The following is a 17,272-nucleotide window of genomic DNA, read 5'->3' on the forward strand; positions in this document are numbered from 1 at the left end:
CGTCAGGCGTTCTCGGACCGGCTGGGGGCGAATCGGCTGTACGGCGGGGGAGCGGCGGCGTTCACGCTCGCTTCGGCGGCGTGCGGGCTCGCGCCGTCGCTGGGATTCCTGATCGGTGCGCGGCTGGTGCAGGGCGCGGCGGCCGCGCTGATGCTGCCGGCTTCGCTCGCGCTGGTGCGGCAGTCCTTCCCGGTGGCGCGGGAGCGGGCCAAGGCGATCGCGCAGTGGACGATGTCGGGGGCGGCGGCGACGGCGGCCGGGCCGGTGCTCGGCGGACTGCTCACCAGCACGGTCGGCTGGCGTTCGATCTTCTTCCTGAACCTGCCGGTCGGCGCGATCGTGCTGGTCGCGCTCTGGCGGGTGCCGGGCTCGCCCCGTCGGGCGGCGGCGCTGGACGTGCCGGGGCAGCTCACCGCGGTGCTCGGGCTCGGTGCGCTGACGTACGGGGTGATCGAGGGCGGTGCGGTCGGCTACGGGCGGCCGCGGACGATCGTCAGCCTGCTGATCGCCCTGGTCTGCTTCGCCGGGTTCGCGTTCGCCGAGCGGCGCGCGACGGATCCCATGGTCCCGCCGGCTCTGCTGCGCGACCGGGTCGTGGCGGTCTGCCTGTCCATCGGGTTCGTGGTGAACGCGGCGTATTACGGTCTGATCTTCGTATTCGGACTCTTCACCCAGGACCTGCTCGGCGAGTCCGCGCTGCGCGCCGGTCTGGTTTTCCTGCCGACCGCGGTGCTGTGCACGATGACGAATCTGGCCTCGGCCGGGCTCGCGAACCGCTTCGGTCCGCGCGTGCCGGTGCTGGTCGGTCAGATGATCTGCGCGGGCGGCCTGGCGGCGCTGTTCGCCGTCGGGCGGGGTACCAGCGCGCCGGAGCTGGCGCTGCTGCTGCTTCCGCTGGCCGGCGGGCTCGGCCTGGCCGTGCCGTCGCTGACCGCGATGATGCTCAGTGGGATCGCCCCGGAGCGGGCCGGGCTGGCCGGGGGCGTGCTCAACTCGGTCCGCCAGACCGGCGGCGCGCTGGCGGTGGCGGGGTTCGGCACGCTGGTGGCCGGGCGCGGCGGATTCGTGGCGGGACTGCACCAGAGCCTGCTCATCGCCGTCATCCTATTGATTATCACGACCCTGGCCACGCTCGCGCTGCCGAAGGTACGGTAGGTGAATGGCCTACGGTGACTACCAGATCGACATCTACTTCAACGGTCTTCAGGGCGTGCTGCCCGACCTGCCCATGGCGTACCCGGAGCTCGAGCGGCGGGCCGAGGCCGCGCTCGCGCCCGCGGTCTGGTCGTACGTGGCCGGCGGGGCCGGGGACGAGGCGACGCAGCGGGCGAACGTGGCGGCGTTCGCCCGCTGGGGCGTGATTCCGCGGATGATGGTGGGCGCCAAGGAGCGGGACCTGAGCGTGGAGCTGTTCGGCCACAAGCTAGCCAATCCGCTGATGCTCGCGCCGGTCGGCGTGCTCGGGATCTGCGCCCAGGACGGGCACGGCGACCTGGCCGCGGCCCGGGCGAGCCGGGCCATGGGTGTGCCGATGATCGCCTCCACGCTCTCGGTCGACCCGCTCGAGCAGGTCGCGGCCGAACTCGGCGACACGCCCGGCTTCTTCCAGCTCTACACTCCGACCGACCGGGAACTGGCCGAGAGCCTGGTGCGCCGGGCCGAGAAGGCCGGGTTCAAGGGCATCGTGGTCACGCTCGACACCTGGATCACCGGATGGCGCCCGCGCGACCTGTCCACCGGCAACTTCCCGCAGCTGCGCGGCCACTGCCTGGCCAACTACTTCACCGACCCGGTCTTCCGCTCCCGGCTGGCCCAGCCGCCGGAGGAGAACCCGGGCGCCGCCATCCTGCACTGGGCCGGGGTCTTCGGCAACCCGCTGACCTGGGACGACCTGCCCTGGCTGCGCGGGCTGACCGAGCTCCCGCTGATCCTCAAGGGCCTGATGCACCCGGAGGACGTGCGCCGGGCCAGGGACGCGGGCGTGGACGGGATCTACTGCTCCAACCACGGCGGACGGCAGGCCAACGGCGGCCTGGCCGCGCTCGAGATGCTGCCGGAGGTGGTCGAGGCGGCCGACGGTACACCGGTGATCTTCGACTCGGGCGTGCGCTCGGGGGCGGACGTCGTCAAGGCCCTGGCACTGGGCGCGAGCGCGGTGGGCCTGGGCCGGCCCTACGCCTACGGCCTGGCCCTGGGCGGTGAGAAGGGCGTGACGCACGTGTTACGCAGCATCCTGGCCGAGGCCGACCTGATCATGGCGGTGGACGGCTACCCGACCCTCGCCTCCCTCACCCGCGACGCGGTGCGCCGGATCGGTTGAGCAGAGGGGGGAAAGGGGAAGCGGGCCTGCCCCCGGAGGCTCAGGTGCCGGGGACGGGCCCGCTGGACGCGGCGACGGCTACGCGGTGGCGATCGCGGGGTCGCTGCTGCTCGGGCGGCCGGTCTCGACGTGGCCGGCCAGGCGGCGCAGGTATGCCGGCTCGCCCTGCACGCCGACGCGCAGGTCGTACCAGCCGGACGCGCGGTCGGTGCGCACGGTCAGCTCGGCGGACTTGCCGGCGGCCAGGCGCAGGCCGGGGCCCGCGTCGTTGCCGTAGGCGTCGGTGAGCGTGACCCGCACCGCGGCGGCGCCGTGGTTGACGAGGCTGAGCACCAGCGCGCCGTTGCCGTCCTGCGCGTCGTGCGCCGCGACCTCGAGGCCCGCGGCCGCGCTGCCCTTGGCCTGGCGCAGGAACCCGTTCGGGCCGGTCACGCTGAATTCGTAGGCTGATCCGCTCGTCACGTTCCAGGCGCCGGTGAGCCGCGCGCCGGCCGAGACGGTGTAGTCCCACGGGCCGGAGGTGTCGGTCTGCGAGGTCACGTGGAAGACCGCGCCGGCCGCGCCCCGGTTGGCGAACGCGAACTCCACGCCGCTCGCCGTCACGCGGGCGTCCGCGGTGAGGGTGTAGGGCAGCGGCCGGGCCGGGCGCACGCCGGGCTCCTGCACCGGCATGCTCTGGCCGGAGGTCGGGTAGTCGGGCACGTAGTCGGCGTGCCGGTCGCGGTCCGGCGGCAGGTAGGCGCCGGTGTCGGGCAGCGCCGGGACCGTGGTGGCGTCCTTGGCGAAGTCGAACGCGCTGGTCAGGTCGCCCACGACGGTCCGGCGCCAGTCCGAGATGTTGGGCTCGTGCACGCCGAAGCGCTTCTCGATGAAGCGGATCACCGAGGTGTGGTCGAACACCTCGGAGTTGACCCAGCCGCCGGTGCTGAAGGGCGAGACCACCAGCATCGGCACGCGCGGGCCGAGGCCGTAGGGCCCGGCCACGAAGTCGGCGTCGCCGGGGAACAGTTCGCCGGTCACGTCCACCGTCGAAGCGCCCTGCGAGGCCGAGGCGGGCGGCACCGGCGGGACGGCGTGGTCGAAGAAGCCGTCGTTCTCGTCGAAGGTGATGAACAGGGCGGTCTTGCTCCACACCTCGGGGTCGGCGGTCAGCGCCTCGATCACCTGCGCGATGTACCAGGCACCGTAGTTGGCCGGCCAGTTCGGGTGCTCGCAGAACGCCTCGGGCGCGACGATGTACGACACCTGCGGCAGCCGGCCGCCGCGCACGTCGGACTTGAGCTGGTCGAAGAAGTCCAGGGTGCCGGCCGAGTCGGCGTCGGTGCCGGTGCGCGCGGCCTGGTAGAGCGGGTCGCCCGGCTGCGCGTTGCGGTAGTTGTCGAAGTACAGCAGCGAGTTGTCGCCGTAGTTGCCGATGTAGGCGTCCGAGGTCCAGCCCCAGTAGCCGTCGGCGTCAAGGCCGGTGCCCTGGTCCTGGTAGACCTTCCAGCTGACCCCGGCCTCGAGCAGGCGCTCGGGGTAGGTGGACCAGTCGTAGCCCGCCTCGGCGTTGTCCAGCACCGGTCCGCCGCCCTGCCCGTCGTTGCCGGTGTAGCCGGTCCACAGGTAGTAGCGGTTGGGGTCGGTGCAGGTCAGCAGGGAGCAGTGATAGGCGTCGCACACGGTGAACGCGTCGGCCAGGGCGTAGTGGAACGGGATGTCCCCGCGCTCCAGGTACGCCATCGTGGTCGGGCCCTTGTTCGGCAGCCACTGGTCGTACGCGCCGCCGTTCCAGGCCAGGTGGGTGGAGTTCCAGTCGTGCGCGAGGTCCTCGAGGAACTGCAGGCCGAGGTTCTTGGCGCTGGGGTGGAACGGCAGCAGGGTGTCACCGGAGGCGTCCTGCTGGTGGAACACGCTGCGCCCGCTCGGCAGCGTCACCGGGCGCGGGTCGCCGAATCCGCGCACACCGCGCAGGGTGCCGAAGTAGTGGTCGAAGGAGCGGTTCTCCTGCATCAGCACCACGATGTGCTCGACGTCCGCGAGCGTGCCGGTGCGGCGGGCGGCCGGGATCGAGGCGGCCTTCGCGATGGTGGTGGAGAGCATGGAGGCGAGCGCGGTGCCTCCGGTGAGCTGGAGGAAGCGGCGACGGTCGGGGTTCACGGGCATGCGGACCAGTGTGTCCAGCGCGACTGCGGGCGGGGCGGCTCGGGAGGGAAGGGGCGGCGAAGAGCTGACGAAGGGTAAGTGAACAACCTGTCTGGACAAGTTTGGCGCGCGATCCACGCGGCCCCGGCACGGTCCCCGGGAGCCCCCGCGCAGCCCCGACGCGGGTTGCGCGGGGCGCCTCAGTCGCTTCAGTTCACCGTGACGGGCGAGGTGACGTCGAGCGGCGTGGCGAAGGTGGCGTTGAAGGTGGCGACACTGGCGCTCGGGTCGCACACGCTGGTGCCGGCGAGCAGGTGCACGGGCTGGTTGGTGAAGGTGATCGAGCCGCCGGAGCCCGGGTTCAGGATGATGCCGACGATCGGGCTCTGACTCGTGGTGTTGCCGAAGTCACAGTTGAGCGAGCCGAGGCCGCCGTGCAGCACGACCGCCTCGGTGATCGCGGTGACGGAGACCTTCAGTACGGTGCCGTCGCTGACGACCGCGGTGCCGATGCCGGACTCGGTGATGCTCTGGACGGTGTAGCCGGTCCAGCCGGTGAGCGTGCAGCCGGAGAAGGTCAGTTCCGTGATGTCGAGGTCGGCCTGGCCTGGCGAGACGGGGTTGCTCCCGACGGTCACCTCGAGGGCGGCCTTGGTACAGGTGATGGAGTGGGTGGCGTCGACCTGGAGTACCGCGCTGGTGGCCGAGGCCAGTGTGCTGGTCAGGGTGGCGCCTACGGCGACGGCGCCGGCGGAGGTGGTGAGCACCGCGGTACCGGCCGAGGCCGGGCCGACGGCGAGGACCGTCGCGGCGAGTGCGGCGCCGAGGCCGGCCGCGCCGCGCCCGCCGATGCGGGCGGTGCGGGTGGCGCCGGTGGCGCGGACGCCGCGGATGCTGCGGACGGGGGAGTGCGCGGGCATGGCGGGATTCCTTTCGCGAAGGGCCGCGGCCCGGCCGCGCGTCCCTGATGGGCGCGCGCGACCGGGCCGCGGTGTGGGGTCGTGCGGTCAGGGCGACGGTGTCAGTTCGCGTACACCAGGGCACTGCTGTGCGTGGTGTCCACGATCGAGGCGAAGGTGGCGTTGAAGGTGCCGGTGGAGCCGGAGGCGCCGCAGACGGTCAGGCCGCTGAGCAGGTGCACGGTCTGGTTGGTGAAGGTGATCGTGCCGCCGGAACCCGGGTTCAGGATGGTGCCGACGATCGCGGCCTCGCTGGTGGTGTTGCCATAGTCGCAGTTGACGGTGCCGAGGCCGTTGTTGAGCACGACCCGCTCGTCCAGCGCGGTGATGTTCAGCGCCTTGGTGGTGCCGTCGGTGACGGTCGCGGTGGCCGAGCCGTTGAGCGAGACGCTCGAGACCGTGACGCCGGAGATGCCGGTGATCGAGCAGGTGGTGAAGGTCAGGGCGCTGAGGGTCAGGCCGGCCGTGCCGGGCGCGGTCGGGTTGCTGGTGGCCTTCGCGGTCAGGGCGGCCGCGCCACAGGTGATGGTGACGGTCTTGCCGCTGCTGGTGAAGGTGAAGGTGTTCGTCGTGCCGGTGGCGAGCGAGCCGGAGAGCGTGTCCGTGGTCAGGACGTTGCTGCCACCGGTGTTCGCCGCGCCGTAGGAGAGCACGTCGCTGCTGGTGGCGAACGCCGGAGAGGTGGACAGGACGACGGCCGAGGCCGAGACGGCGACGACACCGAGGGCGGCGAGGCGGCGCTTGGACATGGGGTGCTTCCCTTCCATGGGATAGAGGCGATACTCGTCGGGACGGGTGGACGGGGACGGATGGCTTCAGGGGCCGTCGGGCACCGCTGCATGACGGCAAATCGGCAAATCGGCACGGCGGCATGACGGCATGGCGCCGGGGCGGATGGCTGGTGGGGCGCCGACGGCCGGGGGACGGCACCGGCCGTCGGCGAGGCGGCCCGCCGCGCGTGAGCCTGAGCGCATCAGGGCCCTGGATCACGCGCGGGCGGGGACGCCCGGGTGAACGGTCGAGGGGTCGAGCGGTCGAGCGGGGAACGGGTGGAGCCGGTGGATCGGGGTGGTGCGTGGGCGGGCGGCCCGGCTTGGCCGCCCGCTTACTCGGACGCCTTGATGGCGCTGCTCAGGTCGGAGATGCTGGAGTCGGCCGCGAGCGTGGTGGTCACGTTCGAGAGGGTGGCGCTGTTGTGGCCGGAGCCGGAGCCGAGGCCGAACAGCAGGTTCACCAGCCAGTCGGCGCTGCCGAGGATGCCGCAGCCGCTGGCGCCGGGCACCGAGAAGGAGTTGTCCACCAGCGTGGCGCCGTCGAACCCGACGATCAGGTCGTTGTAGCCGTTCGGGTCGGAGTTGAGCGAGACCGTGCCCGAGTCGCCGGTGATCGGGGAGTTGGGCGAGGGCGGCGCGGTGGTGCCCGCGGTCGGCTCGAGCAGGATCGGGCTGCTGCTGCTGCCCACGTAGCAGTTCGTGCCGAGGAACGCGTTCCACAGGTGGAACTTGAGCGGCAGCTCGAACAGCGGGTAGTTCTCACCGGTGGACAGCGGCGCGAAGTCGGTGATCGGACCGGCCAGCTGCACCTGCACGAACGCGCTGGTGACGCCGGGCACGTAGTTGGACAGCCCGGGGATCGGCACGTCGAGCACCGGACCGCTGAGCTCGTTGTTGTCCGTCGGGGCGACGGTGCTGAAGATGTCGGCGGAGTTGCCGTCGGGGAAGGTGACGGTGGGGCCGTTGGCCGGCCAGTAGAAGCCGAACTTGGCGGTCATCGTGCCCGTCAGCGGAACGCTGATGCCGCCGATCGTGATCGATCCGCCGCCGATCGTGGCGACCACGCAACCGACCTCGGCCGAACTCGAACTCGTCAGCTGGGACGAGGTGAGCGGACAGGTGCCCATGCCGGCGTACAGGCCGGTCGGGGTGCCCGACGCGGCGGAGGCGGGCCCGGTCACGCCGACGGCCAGCAGCAGCGCCACGGCGCCGGAGCCCGCGAAAGATCTCAATACTCGCATATATGTTCGCACTCCCTGATCGACGATGGGTACCATCAGAGGTGGTGCACGGTGATGGTGGTCGCGGGCTGGAAAAACGCCGTATCCGCGTCATAATCGGTATCGATGCGGCGTGGTTCCGGACCCGCACTCGGTGGGGCGACGCGACGCTCCACGATCATTAACCCGCCGGTAACATTGCCTGAGAGAGTTTTAAACCCGACAGGTTTTCGCGTCAAGCGCGGCGAGAAAGGATCTGGCGGTGACCGCTTCCAGCGTGACCGAGCATGCGCACACCGGCGAGGCCGCGGGGCCGCTGCGGCTGCCCGGCGGAAGGGACGGGCGCGATCCCGAACGCGCCATCAAGCGCGGGCCGAGCCGGGTGCCGCGCGAGCTGGTGCTGGCCACCCAGCGCGACCGGCTCTACGACGGACTGGTGCGCACGGTGGCGGAGCACGGATACGCCAACGCCACCGTGACCGACATCTGCCGGGCCGCGGGGGTGACAAGGCCCGCCTTCTACGAGCACTTCGACGGCAAGGAGGGAGCCTTCCTGGCCGCCTACACGCACGGCACCGACCTGCTGCTCGACGTGCTCGACCAGGCCTACGCGGCGCACGCGGGGGGCTGGCGCTCGGCGGTGTGGGAGAACCTGGAGATCCTGCTCGAGGTGCTGGCCGGGGCGCCGGCCTTCGCGGCGATGGCGATCGTGGAGATCGAGGCGGCCGGGCCGGCCGCCCGGCGCAGGCGGGTGGAGCTGCTGCACCGCTTCCGCCGCTTCTTCGCCGAGGCGCCAGAGCCGCCCGGGCCAGTGGACCGGGCGGAGCTGATCGACACGGTGATCGGCGGGGTGTACTCGGCCATCTACCAGCGGATCTCGGCCGGCCGCGCGGTCGCGCTGCCGGAGCTCAAGCCGGTGCTGGCCTACTTCGTCACCGCCCCGTTCGGACTGGCCGACGCCCAGCCGCCGCGGCTCGGCTCCGGCCCCCGGCCGAAGGTGGTGCTGCCGTGCCTTCCGTTGTTCCTCGCGGCTGATCAGCACTCTGAGACTGATGTGAATTCTGATGGTTGATCAGGTCTGAGATCCGTGTGCACACGGCGGATGACCTGCGGGTAAAGATTCAACCCCGCGGGGTTTTCTCACAGCCTTGACCCAGTGCTTACTTGGCGGTAACTTCCTGCTTGTCGCTCGGCCGCGTGCCTCGTTCTACCTGACTCGCGCCCCAGGACACCTCGCAAAACCCTGAATTCCCGGCCGTCGGCCGGCTGCCCGCCCATCGTCGTGCGTCTCAGGGAGCAACGAATGAGTTCGACAGGCAACAGCGCAAGCTCCGCGGCCCGGCCGCAGGGCCGGGTCCGGCTGCGGCGTTTCGCCGCGCTCGCCGTGCCCGCAACCCTGGCCGGCGGCGCACTCGTGGTCCTGACCGCGCAGGGCGTCATCGCGGCACAGTTCTCCATTTCCGGAATGCCCTTCACGGTCACGGCCGACCAACTCACCGGTACCGGCCTGGAACAGTACGGGGCGATCGACAACGTCGCGAGCGGCTCGCCCAACCTGACCGACACCAACGGCCAGGAACTGGTGTTCGTCTCGGCGATCAAGTCGGCGGAACTGACCAACCTGTGCCAGTCCGTCAGCATCGGGTTCGCGAACCTGGTGATCCGGGCCGGCCAGGGCAGCACCCCGGTCAAGGCGACGGACCTCGTCGTCGACTCCGACACGCTCACCGGTGATGCCAACTTCACCAACCTGTCGGTGGACCAGGACGCCAGCACGCTCAACGAGATACCCGGCATCGCCGGTCCCCTCGGCACCTTCGGCCAGCAGGCCGACACGGTGACGATCAAGAACCTGCGGCAGGACAACTGGGCCACCACCGCCTCGTCGTTCACCCTGCCGGGCCTGAGCATCAGCTTCTCGGACAACGGTTGCTGATGACCTTCGAACCCGAAGAAGAACCCGCACGCACCGACTCCCCCGCCGGCCACCAGCCGACGGGGGAGCCCGGCGTGTCCGACGACTTCGCGCTGACCGCGGCCCTGGCCGAGGCCGTCGCGGCCACCGAGGCCCTCGAGCCGGCAGAGCCCGCCGGATCCGTCGGTTCCGTCTCGGCCAGCGAGGCGGCGGAGCCCGGCGAAGCCGCCGAGCCCGCGGGCCCGCGCCCGCCCCTGACCCGGCGAGCCCGGGTGGGCTTCCGGGACTGGCGCCGCGCCCGGCCGTTCTGGGGCGGGCTGCTCGTCCTGCTCGGCGGGGGTGAGATCATCTTCACCTACCACGCGCCGATGGCCCTGGTGATGCACTTCGGACTCTACGGTCTCGCCGGGTACCTGGTGCCCGGCATGCTCGTACTGCTCGGCGTGCTGATCCTGTTCGACCCGCAGCACCGCACCTTCTACTCGGTACTCGCGGTGCTCGCGGCCCTGGGCAGCTGGCTGACCTCCAACCTCGGCGGCTTCATCGTGGGCATGCTCCTCGGCCTGATCGGCGGCTCGATGGCGTTCGGCTGGCAGGTCGGGGCCAAGCCGGCCCGCAAGCGCGGGAAGCGGTACCGCCCCTCCGCGACGCACTGAGAGGCGGACGGGACGAGGACCCGGGGCGCGCGAAACGCACGTAAACCAGGATCGTGACACCAGTACTCTGACCGCAGGACCCGAAGACGCCGCCCGCCCCGCGACCGGGGCGGGCGCACCGTCTCCGCCCGCGGATGACGAGCGTGTGACGGGTGTTCACGCAATGGCCGTGTGGCCGTCAACCCTCAGGTGTCTGCGCTGGCGATGCTCCGAGTGACACCCCGTCTGCCCTCCATACCCACGGAGCATCCATGCGTCTGAGCACGCGCACGTCCTGGCCCGTCGCCGCACTGGGCACGGTGGCCCTGGCCTCGGCCTTCCTGGTCTCGCACCACACCGCCACGCCCGCGGTCAAGCCGGCCGCCGCCACGCTGCCGACCCCGGCCCACATCGTGATCGTGATGGAGGAGAACCACTCCTACTCCGACATCATCGGCAACTCCAGCGCCCCCTACATGAACACGCTGGCTTCCGAGGGTGCCCTGATGACGTCCTCCTACGGCGTCACCCACCCGAGCGAGCCGAACTACATGGCGCTGTTCTACGGCTCCACCGACGGCCTGAGCGCCGACACCTGCCCGGTGACCACCAGCACCACCGCCAACCTCGGCTCCGAGCTGCTCACGGCCGGCTACACCTTCAAGGGCTACTCCGAGGGCCTGCCGAAGACCGGCTCGACCAGCTGCACCTCGGGTGAGTACGCCCGCAAGCACTCGCCCTGGATCAACTTCAGCGCGATCCCGACCGCGGACTCGCTGCCGTTCACCTCGTTCCCGAGCTCCTCGAACTACGCGAGCCTGCCGACCGTCTCGTTCGTCATCCCGAACCTGGACGACGACATGCACGACGGCACCATCGCCGCGGCCGACACCTGGCTCAAGACCAACATCTCCGCCTACGCCACCTGGGCCCAGAGCAACAACAGCCTGCTCATCGTGACCTGGGACGAGGACGACTACACCGAGAACAACCAGGTCCCGACCATCTTCGTGGGCCAGAACGTGGTCAAGGGCGACTACGACGAGACGATCAACCACTACAACGTGCTGGCCACCGTCGAGCAGATGTACGGCCTGACCAAGGACGGCGCGGCCGCCTCGGCCAGCGTCATCTCCGACATCTGGAACTGAGCCGGTCCATTGCCGCCCATCACGCGACCGGTCCGCAGGATCGGCGCACTGGGCGCGGTGATCGTGTGCGCGGCGGCGGGGTCTCTCGCCGTCGCGCACGTCACCGCGTCGTCCTCCGCCGACACGGCGGTGACCGTGGCCGAAACCGCGTGCGGCGCCCCGCCCGCGCGGCTGGCCGCGGGTCCGGTGCGCTTCCAGGTGACCGACGACTCCCGCGACTTCGTCAACGTCTACGTCATCGCCGCCGCCGGTGACGACGTCTACGCCGAGATCCAGTCGCTCGCACCGCACTCCACGCTGCCGCTGTCCACCGACCTCGGCGCCGGTGCCTACGCGCTGCGCTGTGTGTTCTCCAACGGCAAGATCGGCACCTCCGACGCCATCAGCGTCACCGGCACGGCCGACGCCCCGGTGCCCGGCTACGTCCCGCTGCCCGACCTCGACATGCAGCCCGCCGTCGCGGCCTACTCGAAGTGGATCGGCGGGCAGCTGCCCGGGCTGCTGGCCGCGAGCAGGACCCTGGACGCCGACGTCGCCCGCGGCGACCTCGCCGCCGCCCGCGGGGACTGGCTGGTCGCACACCTCGACTACACCCGGCTCGGCGCCGCCTACAACGCCTTCGGCGACTTCGACGGCGAGATCGACGGCATGGCGAGCGGCCTGCCGGACGGGGTGCACGACAAGAGCTGGACCGGCCTGCTCGCGATCGAGTACGGGCTCTGGCACGGTGAGAGCACGGCCGGCCTGCGTACGCTCACCCAGGGTCTGGTCGGGAGTGTGGACGGGCTGATCAAGGACTTCCCGAGCGAGGAGGTCGATCCCGGCGATCTGCCGCTGCGCACCCACGAGATCCTGGAGAACGCGCTGCAGTTCCAGCTCACCGGCATCTCCGACTACGGCAGCGGCACCACGCTGGCCACCACCTACGCCAGCACGCAGGGCACGGCGAAGCTGCTCGACATCCTGGCGTCGTTGATCCAGCCGCGCGACCCGGCCCTGCTGGCCACCGCGAGGACCCAGATCGCCGCGTTCCAGGCCGACCTGCTGGCCGACCGCACCGCCTCAGGGTCCTGGATCCCGGTGGGCTCGCTCAGCGTCGCGCAGCACCAGCGCGTGGACGCCGACCTCGGGCAGCTGCTCGAGACCCTGGCCGAGGTGCCGAACCTGCTCTACCCGCGCACCTCCGCCTGACCTGGGCGAACGCCGGACCACCCGCCCGGGTGGAGACGGGGAATCCACCCGCCTCTCCACCCGGGAGTGGATCCGCCTGCGGGCCCCGGTCCGTAGCGTCGAGGGCATGAACGCGACGCAATCGACCGAAACCCAGCTGCTGCTGTTCCTGGTCATCATCGTCTGGCGGCTGGCCCGCAAGATGCGCGAGCGGCCCATCGCCACCGACGCGCAGCGCTGGCGGCTGCCGCTGATCCTCACCGCGATCGGCGGCTACGAGACCCTCTCGCTCACCGGCGGCGCCCACAAGATCGCCTTCGATACGGCCGACGTCGCCTACCTCGTGGTCGTCGGCGCGCTCTCGGTGCTCCTCGGCCTGCTGCGCGGCACCACCATCCGCATCCGCGACCGCGGCGGCGAGCTCACCCAGCAGTACACGCCGCTGACCGCGGGCCTGTGGCTCGGCACCGTCGCGCTGCGGCTGGCCGCCGACCTGACGGCCAGTCACGGCCTCGGCGTCGCGGCGGCCGTGACCGGAACCAGCATCCTGATGATGTTCGGGCTCTCCCTGCTCGGCGAGTCGGTCTGCGTGGCGCTGCGCACCGGCGAGGCGGTCTCCGACGGGGTCAGCCTGCCGCGAGCGCCACGGTCTCGTCGTCGGCCCGGATGACCACGAAGGCGTGGCGCGACCTGGCCGCGCGCGGGTCGAGCGCGGCCGAATGGGTACCGGCCCGCACCGCGCGGTCGAACAGCTCGCGGGTGTGGGTCCGGTAGAGCCCGTCCAGGCGGTACGAGGTGATCCGCAGCCGGCAGGGGCCGCGCAGCTCGAGGTCGACGATGCCGCCGCGCACCGAGGCGTCCACGATGGCGCGCCGGCCCAGCGGCCGCCGGTCCAGCGCCTGCTCGCACTGCGCCACCAGCAGCTCCACGATCGGGGCGTAGCCGTCCACGAACACCACCTCCGGATCGGCCGCGCCCAGGGTCCGGCGCAGCCTGTCCCGGTCGGCCGGCTTCACCGCCCGGCCGAAGGCCACCACCCGGTGGCCGCCGCTCGGATCCACCCCGGCGCCGGTCGGGTCGCGGACCTCGTCCGCCGCGATGCCCCTGGCCCGCAGCGCCGCGGCCAGCCGGGTGAGCACCCCCGCCCGCTTGCCGATCAGCAGCACCCGTCGCTCGTCCATGCGCGAACGATAGCCGGGCCGGGGCCCTTCAGTGCGTGCCTCCGGCCAGGTTCAGCGCGGCCACCCCGGCCACGATCAGCGCGATGCCGATGATCTTGAGCATCGAGACCGACTCGTCCAGGAACGCCATGCCGTAGATCACCGTCCCGGCCGCGCCGATGCCGGTCCACACCGCGTACGCCGGGCCCACCTCGAGCCGCCGCAGGGCGAGGGTGAGCAGACCGAAGGAGCCGAGGGCGAACAGGGCGAAGCCCACGGTCGGGAGGATGCGGCTGAAGCTGTCCGACTTCTTCAGGCACACCGCGAAGCCGGTCTCCAGCAGCCCCGCGCAGATGACCATGAGCCACGCCATGCGTCGAGACTGCCGGTCCGCACCCGCGGCCCGCGAGCCGGGAGGCCCGAACAGGCGACCGGCGCGACCAGGCGGGCCGGGCGGCGGGGGCCCGCGCTCCTCGCGGCGGCTCAGTCCGCCGCACCGCCACAGGCCTCGATCGCGGTCCGCAGCATCCGGTCGGTCACGCCGCCGGCCTCGAGCTGCTCGAGCAGCGGAAGCAGCTCCGGATCGGCGAGTTCGGCCGCCGCCTCGAAGTAGAGGTGGCCCACGTCCGGCTCGGTCAGCATCTGCCGCAGCACCGGCAGCACCCGCGGGTCCTTGCGCCGGGCCAGCGCCGAGGCCGCCTCCCCGGCCGTGTCCGGGTCCACGTCGAACAGCAGCCGGGCCAGCGCGTCGCGCAGCTCCGGGGTGTCGTTCTCCCGGCTGCCGAGGGCGAAGGCGGCCCAGTCGCGCACGTCCGAGTCCTCGTCGCGCAGCATCGCCGAGAGCACTCGCACCGCGTCCGGCGGCAGCGGGTCGACCACGCTCGGCACGCCCCGGGCCACCTGCCAGCGCACCCCGGCGTCCGGGTCGGCGGCGAAGCGCAGCAGCGGCTCGAGCACCCGGGCGTCCTCGAGCACGCAGGCGAGCGCGTTCGCCGCGGCCCGGCGCAGCCGCACCCCGGCGACGGCCATGCCGTCGAGCCGCACCGCGGCCGCCGCGTCGATCAGAGGCTGGACATGCCAGTCGAACTGGTGCGCCTGCACCGCGAGCAGGTCGAAGCCGAGGGCGCGCACCGGCTCCTCGGGCTCGGCCCAGAACGCCTCGGCCAGGCCGAGCCGGTTGGCCGTGGTCTCCAATCGGGCGAACACGTCCTCCATCCGGTCGAAGTGTGTCGCGCTCGACTCCTCGTCCTCATCGTCGTAGTCGAGCAGCTCGTCGAGGAGCTCGGCGGGTATCGGCAAGGTGGACATGGCCCCCAGTGTGGCATCCGCCGGGCCGTCGCGCGCACCATGTCGATCTCTCGGGACGGGTTTGCGCCCGGGATCGCGGGCAACAAGCGTGGGCTCGGATCCACCGGCGCGTCGCAGCGGTGGCCGAACGGTACGGATCTGGCCGGAAGGGGCACGGCGGGTACATCCGGTCCACCGGGGCACCCGTCAGGACGCGTGGATAGGGTCAATCCTGAGCACAGAGTGGCGATTCGCGTACATCAGGTAAAAGTGAGGCAAAGTTCATTGAAGGTTTTCTTCCGGCGCGGGATTTCGCCCTGCACATGAACGGGACGTCGTCCACCATGAGCGAATGAACGGTCACCTGCGAGTCCTCTCGATCTACGAGGGCTTCTTCAGCGGCGGTGCGCGCATGCTGCACAGCGACGTGCTCTCCGGCCTGCACGGACGCCGTGGGCAGCAGCACAGTGTGCTGAGTATTCACGCCGAGGTACGGCGGGAGTCGACCTTCCAGCCGATGCGCGAGGACGCCTGCTACCGCCGGCTCGTGGCCGACGGCCTCGATGTGCTCAGCCTGGAGCGCACGGCCGACGACCAGTCCCCCTTCGCCGAGGCCGAGATCGCCCTCGCCGCCCGCCTGGCCCGCCAGGCCGACATCGTGCTCACCCTCAAGGAACAGCCGCTGCGCCTGGTCAACCGGGCCGGGCTGCGCGACCGCCCGGTCATCGCCTGCCTGCACCGCTCCGACCCGGAGAATCAGGGATCTGCGCTGGACGAGCTGCTCGCCGCCGCCGGCTCCGGACAGCTGGCCGCGGCGGTGTGCTGCGCCGAGTCCACCCGGGACGCGTACGCCGGCGCCGGGATCCCGGAACAGCTGCTGCACGTGATCCCCAACGGCGTGGACCTGCGCCGGTTCAAGCCCAACCGCAGGGCCCGCGCCGCGGTGCGCGCGGCCGCGGGCATCCCGGCCGAAGCCGAGGTGGTCGTCTTCGCCGCCCGCTACGACGAGATGAAGAACGTGCCGCTGTTCCTGGCCGCGGCCCGGGAGTTCATCGCCCGCCGCCCCGAGGGCCACGTGCTGATGTGCGGGGCCGGGATGAGCACGGCGAACCCTGGCCTGCTGCGCGACCTGGCCGCGGTCGGGCTCGGCGCCGCGGACGTCTCCGACGTGGCCCTGGCCGGCGCCGGCCGGGCCGGGCGCCGCGGCGCACCGCGTCCGAACACGGCGCGGGTGCACCTGCTCGGCGTGCGCCCGGATCCGGAGTCCGTCTTCGCCGCGGCCGACGTGGTCGCGCTGACCTCGGCGTTCGGCGAGGCGGCGCCGCTGTGCCTGATCGAGGGCATGCTCTGCGGGGCCGTCCCGGTGGCCACCGACGTGGGCGACTGCGCCGCGATCGTGGCCGGGCACGGGCTGATCACCCCGCCCGAGGCCTCCGGCGTCGTCGAGGGCTGGCTCGAGGCGCTCGAGGCCGGGCCGCACTTCCGGCTGGCCGTCAGCCGCAACCGCTACCGCTTCGGCCGGGCCCGGATGATCGGCGCGTACGGCACCCTGATCCGCCGCACCCATCGGCGTTCCCACACCGTGCTGCCTTCGGCCGAGATCGCCCGCCCGGCCCCGGTGCCCGCCCTGGCCATCGCCCCGGCGCTGCCCGCCCCGGCGGGTGCCGCCGTGTCCGCCTCCGCGGTGCCGTAGGCTGCCGGGGACACGGCGCATCGGGCGCGCTGCGGCGCCGGAGATTCGACGCGCGAGGACGAGCGGAAGCGGGAGGTTCCGGTGGGTGCTGCCTTGATCAGCGGGCTGCTTCCCGAGGTCGTGCGCTGGGCCGAGTCGGCCACCGCGCCGTCGCGGCGGATACCCGAGCCGCCGCCGCATCCGGCCGAGGCGCTGCTGTTCCCGGAGGAACTCGAGCACGCCGCCCGCTTCGCCCCGGTGCGCCGGGCCGAGTTCGCCGCCGTGCGCGCCTGCGCCCGCGCGGCCTTGGGCGAACTCGGCTTCGCCCCGGGCCCCATCCTGCCCGGACCGCGGCGCGAGCCGATCTGGCCGGAGGGGGTGAGCGGCAGCATGACCCACTGTGAAGGCTACTGCGCCGCCGCCGTCGCGCTCTCGGTGGACCTGCTCGGCCTCGGTATCGACGCGGAAGTCAACCGTTCGCTGCCAGGCGACGTCCTGGGATACGTGACGAGGCCGGCGGAGCGAACCATGCTGGCCGATCTGGCGCGCCGTGCGCCGATCGGCGTGCCCTGGGACACGCTGCTGTTCAGCGCGAAGGAGTCGGTGTACAAGACCTGGTTCCCGCTGACGCGCAGTTGGTTGGGTTTCGAGGAGGCCGAGGTAGTGCTCGACCCCGGAGGAACCTTCACCGCCCGGCTGCTCGTCCCCGCCGGACCGCTGCCCGAACTCCTGCACGGCCGCTGGGCCGCCGGGGGCGGGCTGGTGGCCACCGCGGTCGCGGTACCGAACCGGTGAGGACCGAAGCTCCGAGCCGGGTTCGGCGAGAAGGCCCCGATTCATCGAAGGAGAAGCGCATCAATACCCGCAGCGCCCCCGTGCGCAGCCC

The 17,272-nt window shown here is 71.9% G+C and carries 17 protein-coding genes; 10 read left to right on the forward strand and 7 right to left on the reverse strand.

Annotated features, from left to right (window positions below):
- Together KDL01_RS28610 and KDL01_RS28615 are read left to right on the forward strand one after the other, a co-directional pair.
- On the forward strand, positions 1 to 1,155 hold a 1,155-nt coding region (locus KDL01_RS28610), incomplete at its 5' end, for an MFS transporter (protein WP_212531742.1).
- Positions 1,156 to 1,159: 4 nt separating this feature from the next.
- A complete protein-coding gene (locus KDL01_RS28615) occupies positions 1,160 to 2,320 on the forward strand; it encodes a lactate 2-monooxygenase (protein WP_212531743.1) in 1,161 nt (386 codons plus the stop codon).
- A 78-nt stretch (positions 2,321 to 2,398) separates the two neighbouring features.
- Here KDL01_RS28615 and KDL01_RS28620 read toward each other — a convergent pair whose 3' ends face one another.
- The 4 genes from KDL01_RS28620 to KDL01_RS28635 all read right to left on the reverse strand — a co-directional run bounded on the left by KDL01_RS28620 (position 2,399) and on the right by KDL01_RS28635 (position 7,417).
- The gene (locus KDL01_RS28620; RefSeq protein ID WP_212531744.1) at positions 2,399 to 4,465 is read right to left on the reverse strand and encodes a phosphocholine-specific phospholipase C; all 2,067 of its coding nucleotides are present in this window, start codon (positions 4,463 to 4,465) and stop codon (positions 2,399 to 2,401) included.
- A gap of 188 nt (positions 4,466 to 4,653) precedes the next feature.
- A complete protein-coding gene (locus tag KDL01_RS28625) occupies positions 4,654 to 5,364 on the reverse strand; it encodes a hypothetical protein (RefSeq protein WP_212531745.1) in 711 nt (236 codons plus the stop codon).
- A gap of 101 nt (positions 5,365 to 5,465) precedes the next feature.
- Positions 5,466 to 6,152, reverse strand: a complete 687-nt coding sequence (locus KDL01_RS28630; RefSeq protein WP_212531746.1) for a hypothetical protein — start codon at positions 6,150 to 6,152, stop codon at positions 5,466 to 5,468.
- 356 nt (positions 6,153 to 6,508) lie between these two features.
- The gene (locus KDL01_RS28635) at positions 6,509 to 7,417 is read right to left on the reverse strand and encodes a hypothetical protein (RefSeq protein WP_212531747.1); all 909 of its coding nucleotides are present in this window, start codon (positions 7,415 to 7,417) and stop codon (positions 6,509 to 6,511) included.
- Positions 7,418 to 7,658: 241 nt separating this feature from the next.
- Between KDL01_RS28635 and KDL01_RS28640 the strand changes: the two genes are divergently transcribed.
- From KDL01_RS28640 to KDL01_RS28665, 6 genes are all read left to right on the forward strand, one after another.
- Positions 7,659 to 8,468, forward strand: coding sequence for a TetR/AcrR family transcriptional regulator (locus KDL01_RS28640; RefSeq protein ID WP_307846643.1), 810 nt, complete (start codon positions 7,659 to 7,661; stop codon positions 8,466 to 8,468).
- A gap of 231 nt (positions 8,469 to 8,699) precedes the next feature.
- Complete coding sequence (locus KDL01_RS28645; RefSeq protein WP_212531748.1) at positions 8,700 to 9,332, forward strand: DUF6230 family protein; 633 nt, start codon at positions 8,700 to 8,702, stop codon at positions 9,330 to 9,332.
- Positions 9,332 to 9,967 carry a DUF6114 domain-containing protein gene (locus KDL01_RS28650; RefSeq protein ID WP_212531749.1) on the forward strand — a complete coding sequence of 212 codons (636 nt, stop codon included), beginning with the start codon at positions 9,332 to 9,334 and terminating at the stop codon, positions 9,965 to 9,967. The genes KDL01_RS28645 and KDL01_RS28650 overlap by 1 nt, the downstream gene beginning before the upstream one ends.
- A 251-nt stretch (positions 9,968 to 10,218) precedes the next feature.
- Positions 10,219 to 11,097 (forward strand): alkaline phosphatase family protein, encoded by an 879-nt coding sequence (locus tag KDL01_RS28655; protein ID WP_212531750.1) that lies wholly within the window; start codon positions 10,219 to 10,221, stop codon positions 11,095 to 11,097.
- A gap of 9 nt (positions 11,098 to 11,106) precedes the next feature.
- Positions 11,107 to 12,288, forward strand: a complete 1,182-nt coding sequence (locus tag KDL01_RS28660; protein WP_212531751.1) for an EfeM/EfeO family lipoprotein — start codon at positions 11,107 to 11,109, stop codon at positions 12,286 to 12,288.
- 106 nt (positions 12,289 to 12,394) lie between these two features.
- Positions 12,395 to 12,937 carry a hypothetical protein gene (locus KDL01_RS28665; RefSeq protein ID WP_212531752.1) on the forward strand — a complete coding sequence of 181 codons (543 nt, stop codon included), beginning with the start codon at positions 12,395 to 12,397 and terminating at the stop codon, positions 12,935 to 12,937.
- On the opposite strand, the gene KDL01_RS28670 is transcribed toward KDL01_RS28665, so the two are convergent.
- From KDL01_RS28670 to KDL01_RS28680, 3 genes are read right to left on the reverse strand one after another with little or no spacing between them, the layout of a single operon-like run.
- A complete protein-coding gene (locus KDL01_RS28670) occupies positions 12,894 to 13,448 on the reverse strand; it encodes a hypothetical protein (RefSeq protein ID WP_212531753.1) in 555 nt (184 codons plus the stop codon). The two genes, KDL01_RS28665 and KDL01_RS28670, sit on opposite strands and share 44 nt — an antisense overlap.
- A gap of 28 nt (positions 13,449 to 13,476) precedes the next feature.
- Positions 13,477 to 13,854, reverse strand: a complete 378-nt coding sequence (locus KDL01_RS28675; RefSeq protein ID WP_438801993.1) for a DMT family transporter — start codon at positions 13,852 to 13,854, stop codon at positions 13,477 to 13,479.
- Between the two features lie 56 nt (positions 13,855 to 13,910).
- Positions 13,911 to 14,735, reverse strand: a complete 825-nt coding sequence (locus tag KDL01_RS28680; RefSeq protein WP_212531755.1) for a HEAT repeat domain-containing protein — start codon at positions 14,733 to 14,735, stop codon at positions 13,911 to 13,913.
- Between the two features lie 331 nt (positions 14,736 to 15,066).
- On the opposite strand from KDL01_RS28680, the gene KDL01_RS28685 reads away from it, so the two are divergent.
- Positions 15,067 to 16,407, forward strand: coding sequence for a glycosyltransferase (locus KDL01_RS28685; protein ID WP_212531756.1), 1,341 nt, complete (start codon positions 15,067 to 15,069; stop codon positions 16,405 to 16,407).
- 81 nt (positions 16,408 to 16,488) lie between these two features.
- Positions 16,489 to 17,181: a 4'-phosphopantetheinyl transferase family protein gene (locus KDL01_RS28690; protein WP_212531757.1), complete on the forward strand. Its 693-nt coding sequence runs from the start codon at positions 16,489 to 16,491 to the stop codon at positions 17,179 to 17,181.
- Positions 17,182 to 17,272 lie beyond the last annotated feature (91 nt).

The sequence above is a fragment of the Actinospica durhamensis genome (assembly GCF_018139695.1).
GTDB lineage: Bacteria > Actinomycetota > Actinomycetes > Streptomycetales > Catenulisporaceae > Actinospica > Actinospica durhamensis.

Excerpts from the sequence above, each read along its gene's own strand:
- KDL01_RS28615 (WP_212531743.1), top strand. The coding sequence starts at position 1,160 with ATGGCCTACGGTGACTACCAGATCGACATCTACTTCAACGGTCTTCAG.
- KDL01_RS28620 (WP_212531744.1), bottom strand. The coding sequence starts at position 4,465 with ATGCCCGTGAACCCCGACCGTCGCCGCTTCCTCCAGCTCACCGGAGGC.
- KDL01_RS28625 (WP_212531745.1), bottom strand. The coding sequence starts at position 5,364 with ATGCCCGCGCACTCCCCCGTCCGCAGCATCCGCGGCGTCCGCGCCACC.
- KDL01_RS28630 (WP_212531746.1), bottom strand. The coding sequence starts at position 6,152 with ATGTCCAAGCGCCGCCTCGCCGCCCTCGGTGTCGTCGCCGTCTCGGCC.
- KDL01_RS28635 (WP_212531747.1), bottom strand. The coding sequence starts at position 7,417 with ATGCGAGTATTGAGATCTTTCGCGGGCTCCGGCGCCGTGGCGCTGCTG.
- KDL01_RS28645 (WP_212531748.1), top strand. The coding sequence starts at position 8,700 with ATGAGTTCGACAGGCAACAGCGCAAGCTCCGCGGCCCGGCCGCAGGGC.
- KDL01_RS28650 (WP_212531749.1), top strand. The coding sequence starts at position 9,332 with ATGACCTTCGAACCCGAAGAAGAACCCGCACGCACCGACTCCCCCGCC.
- KDL01_RS28655 (WP_212531750.1), top strand. The coding sequence starts at position 10,219 with ATGCGTCTGAGCACGCGCACGTCCTGGCCCGTCGCCGCACTGGGCACG.
- KDL01_RS28665 (WP_212531752.1), top strand. The coding sequence starts at position 12,395 with ATGAACGCGACGCAATCGACCGAAACCCAGCTGCTGCTGTTCCTGGTC.
- KDL01_RS28670 (WP_212531753.1), bottom strand. The coding sequence starts at position 13,448 with ATGGACGAGCGACGGGTGCTGCTGATCGGCAAGCGGGCGGGGGTGCTC.
- KDL01_RS28680 (WP_212531755.1), bottom strand. The coding sequence starts at position 14,735 with ATGTCCACCTTGCCGATACCCGCCGAGCTCCTCGACGAGCTGCTCGAC.
- KDL01_RS28685 (WP_212531756.1), top strand. The coding sequence starts at position 15,067 with ATGAACGGTCACCTGCGAGTCCTCTCGATCTACGAGGGCTTCTTCAGC.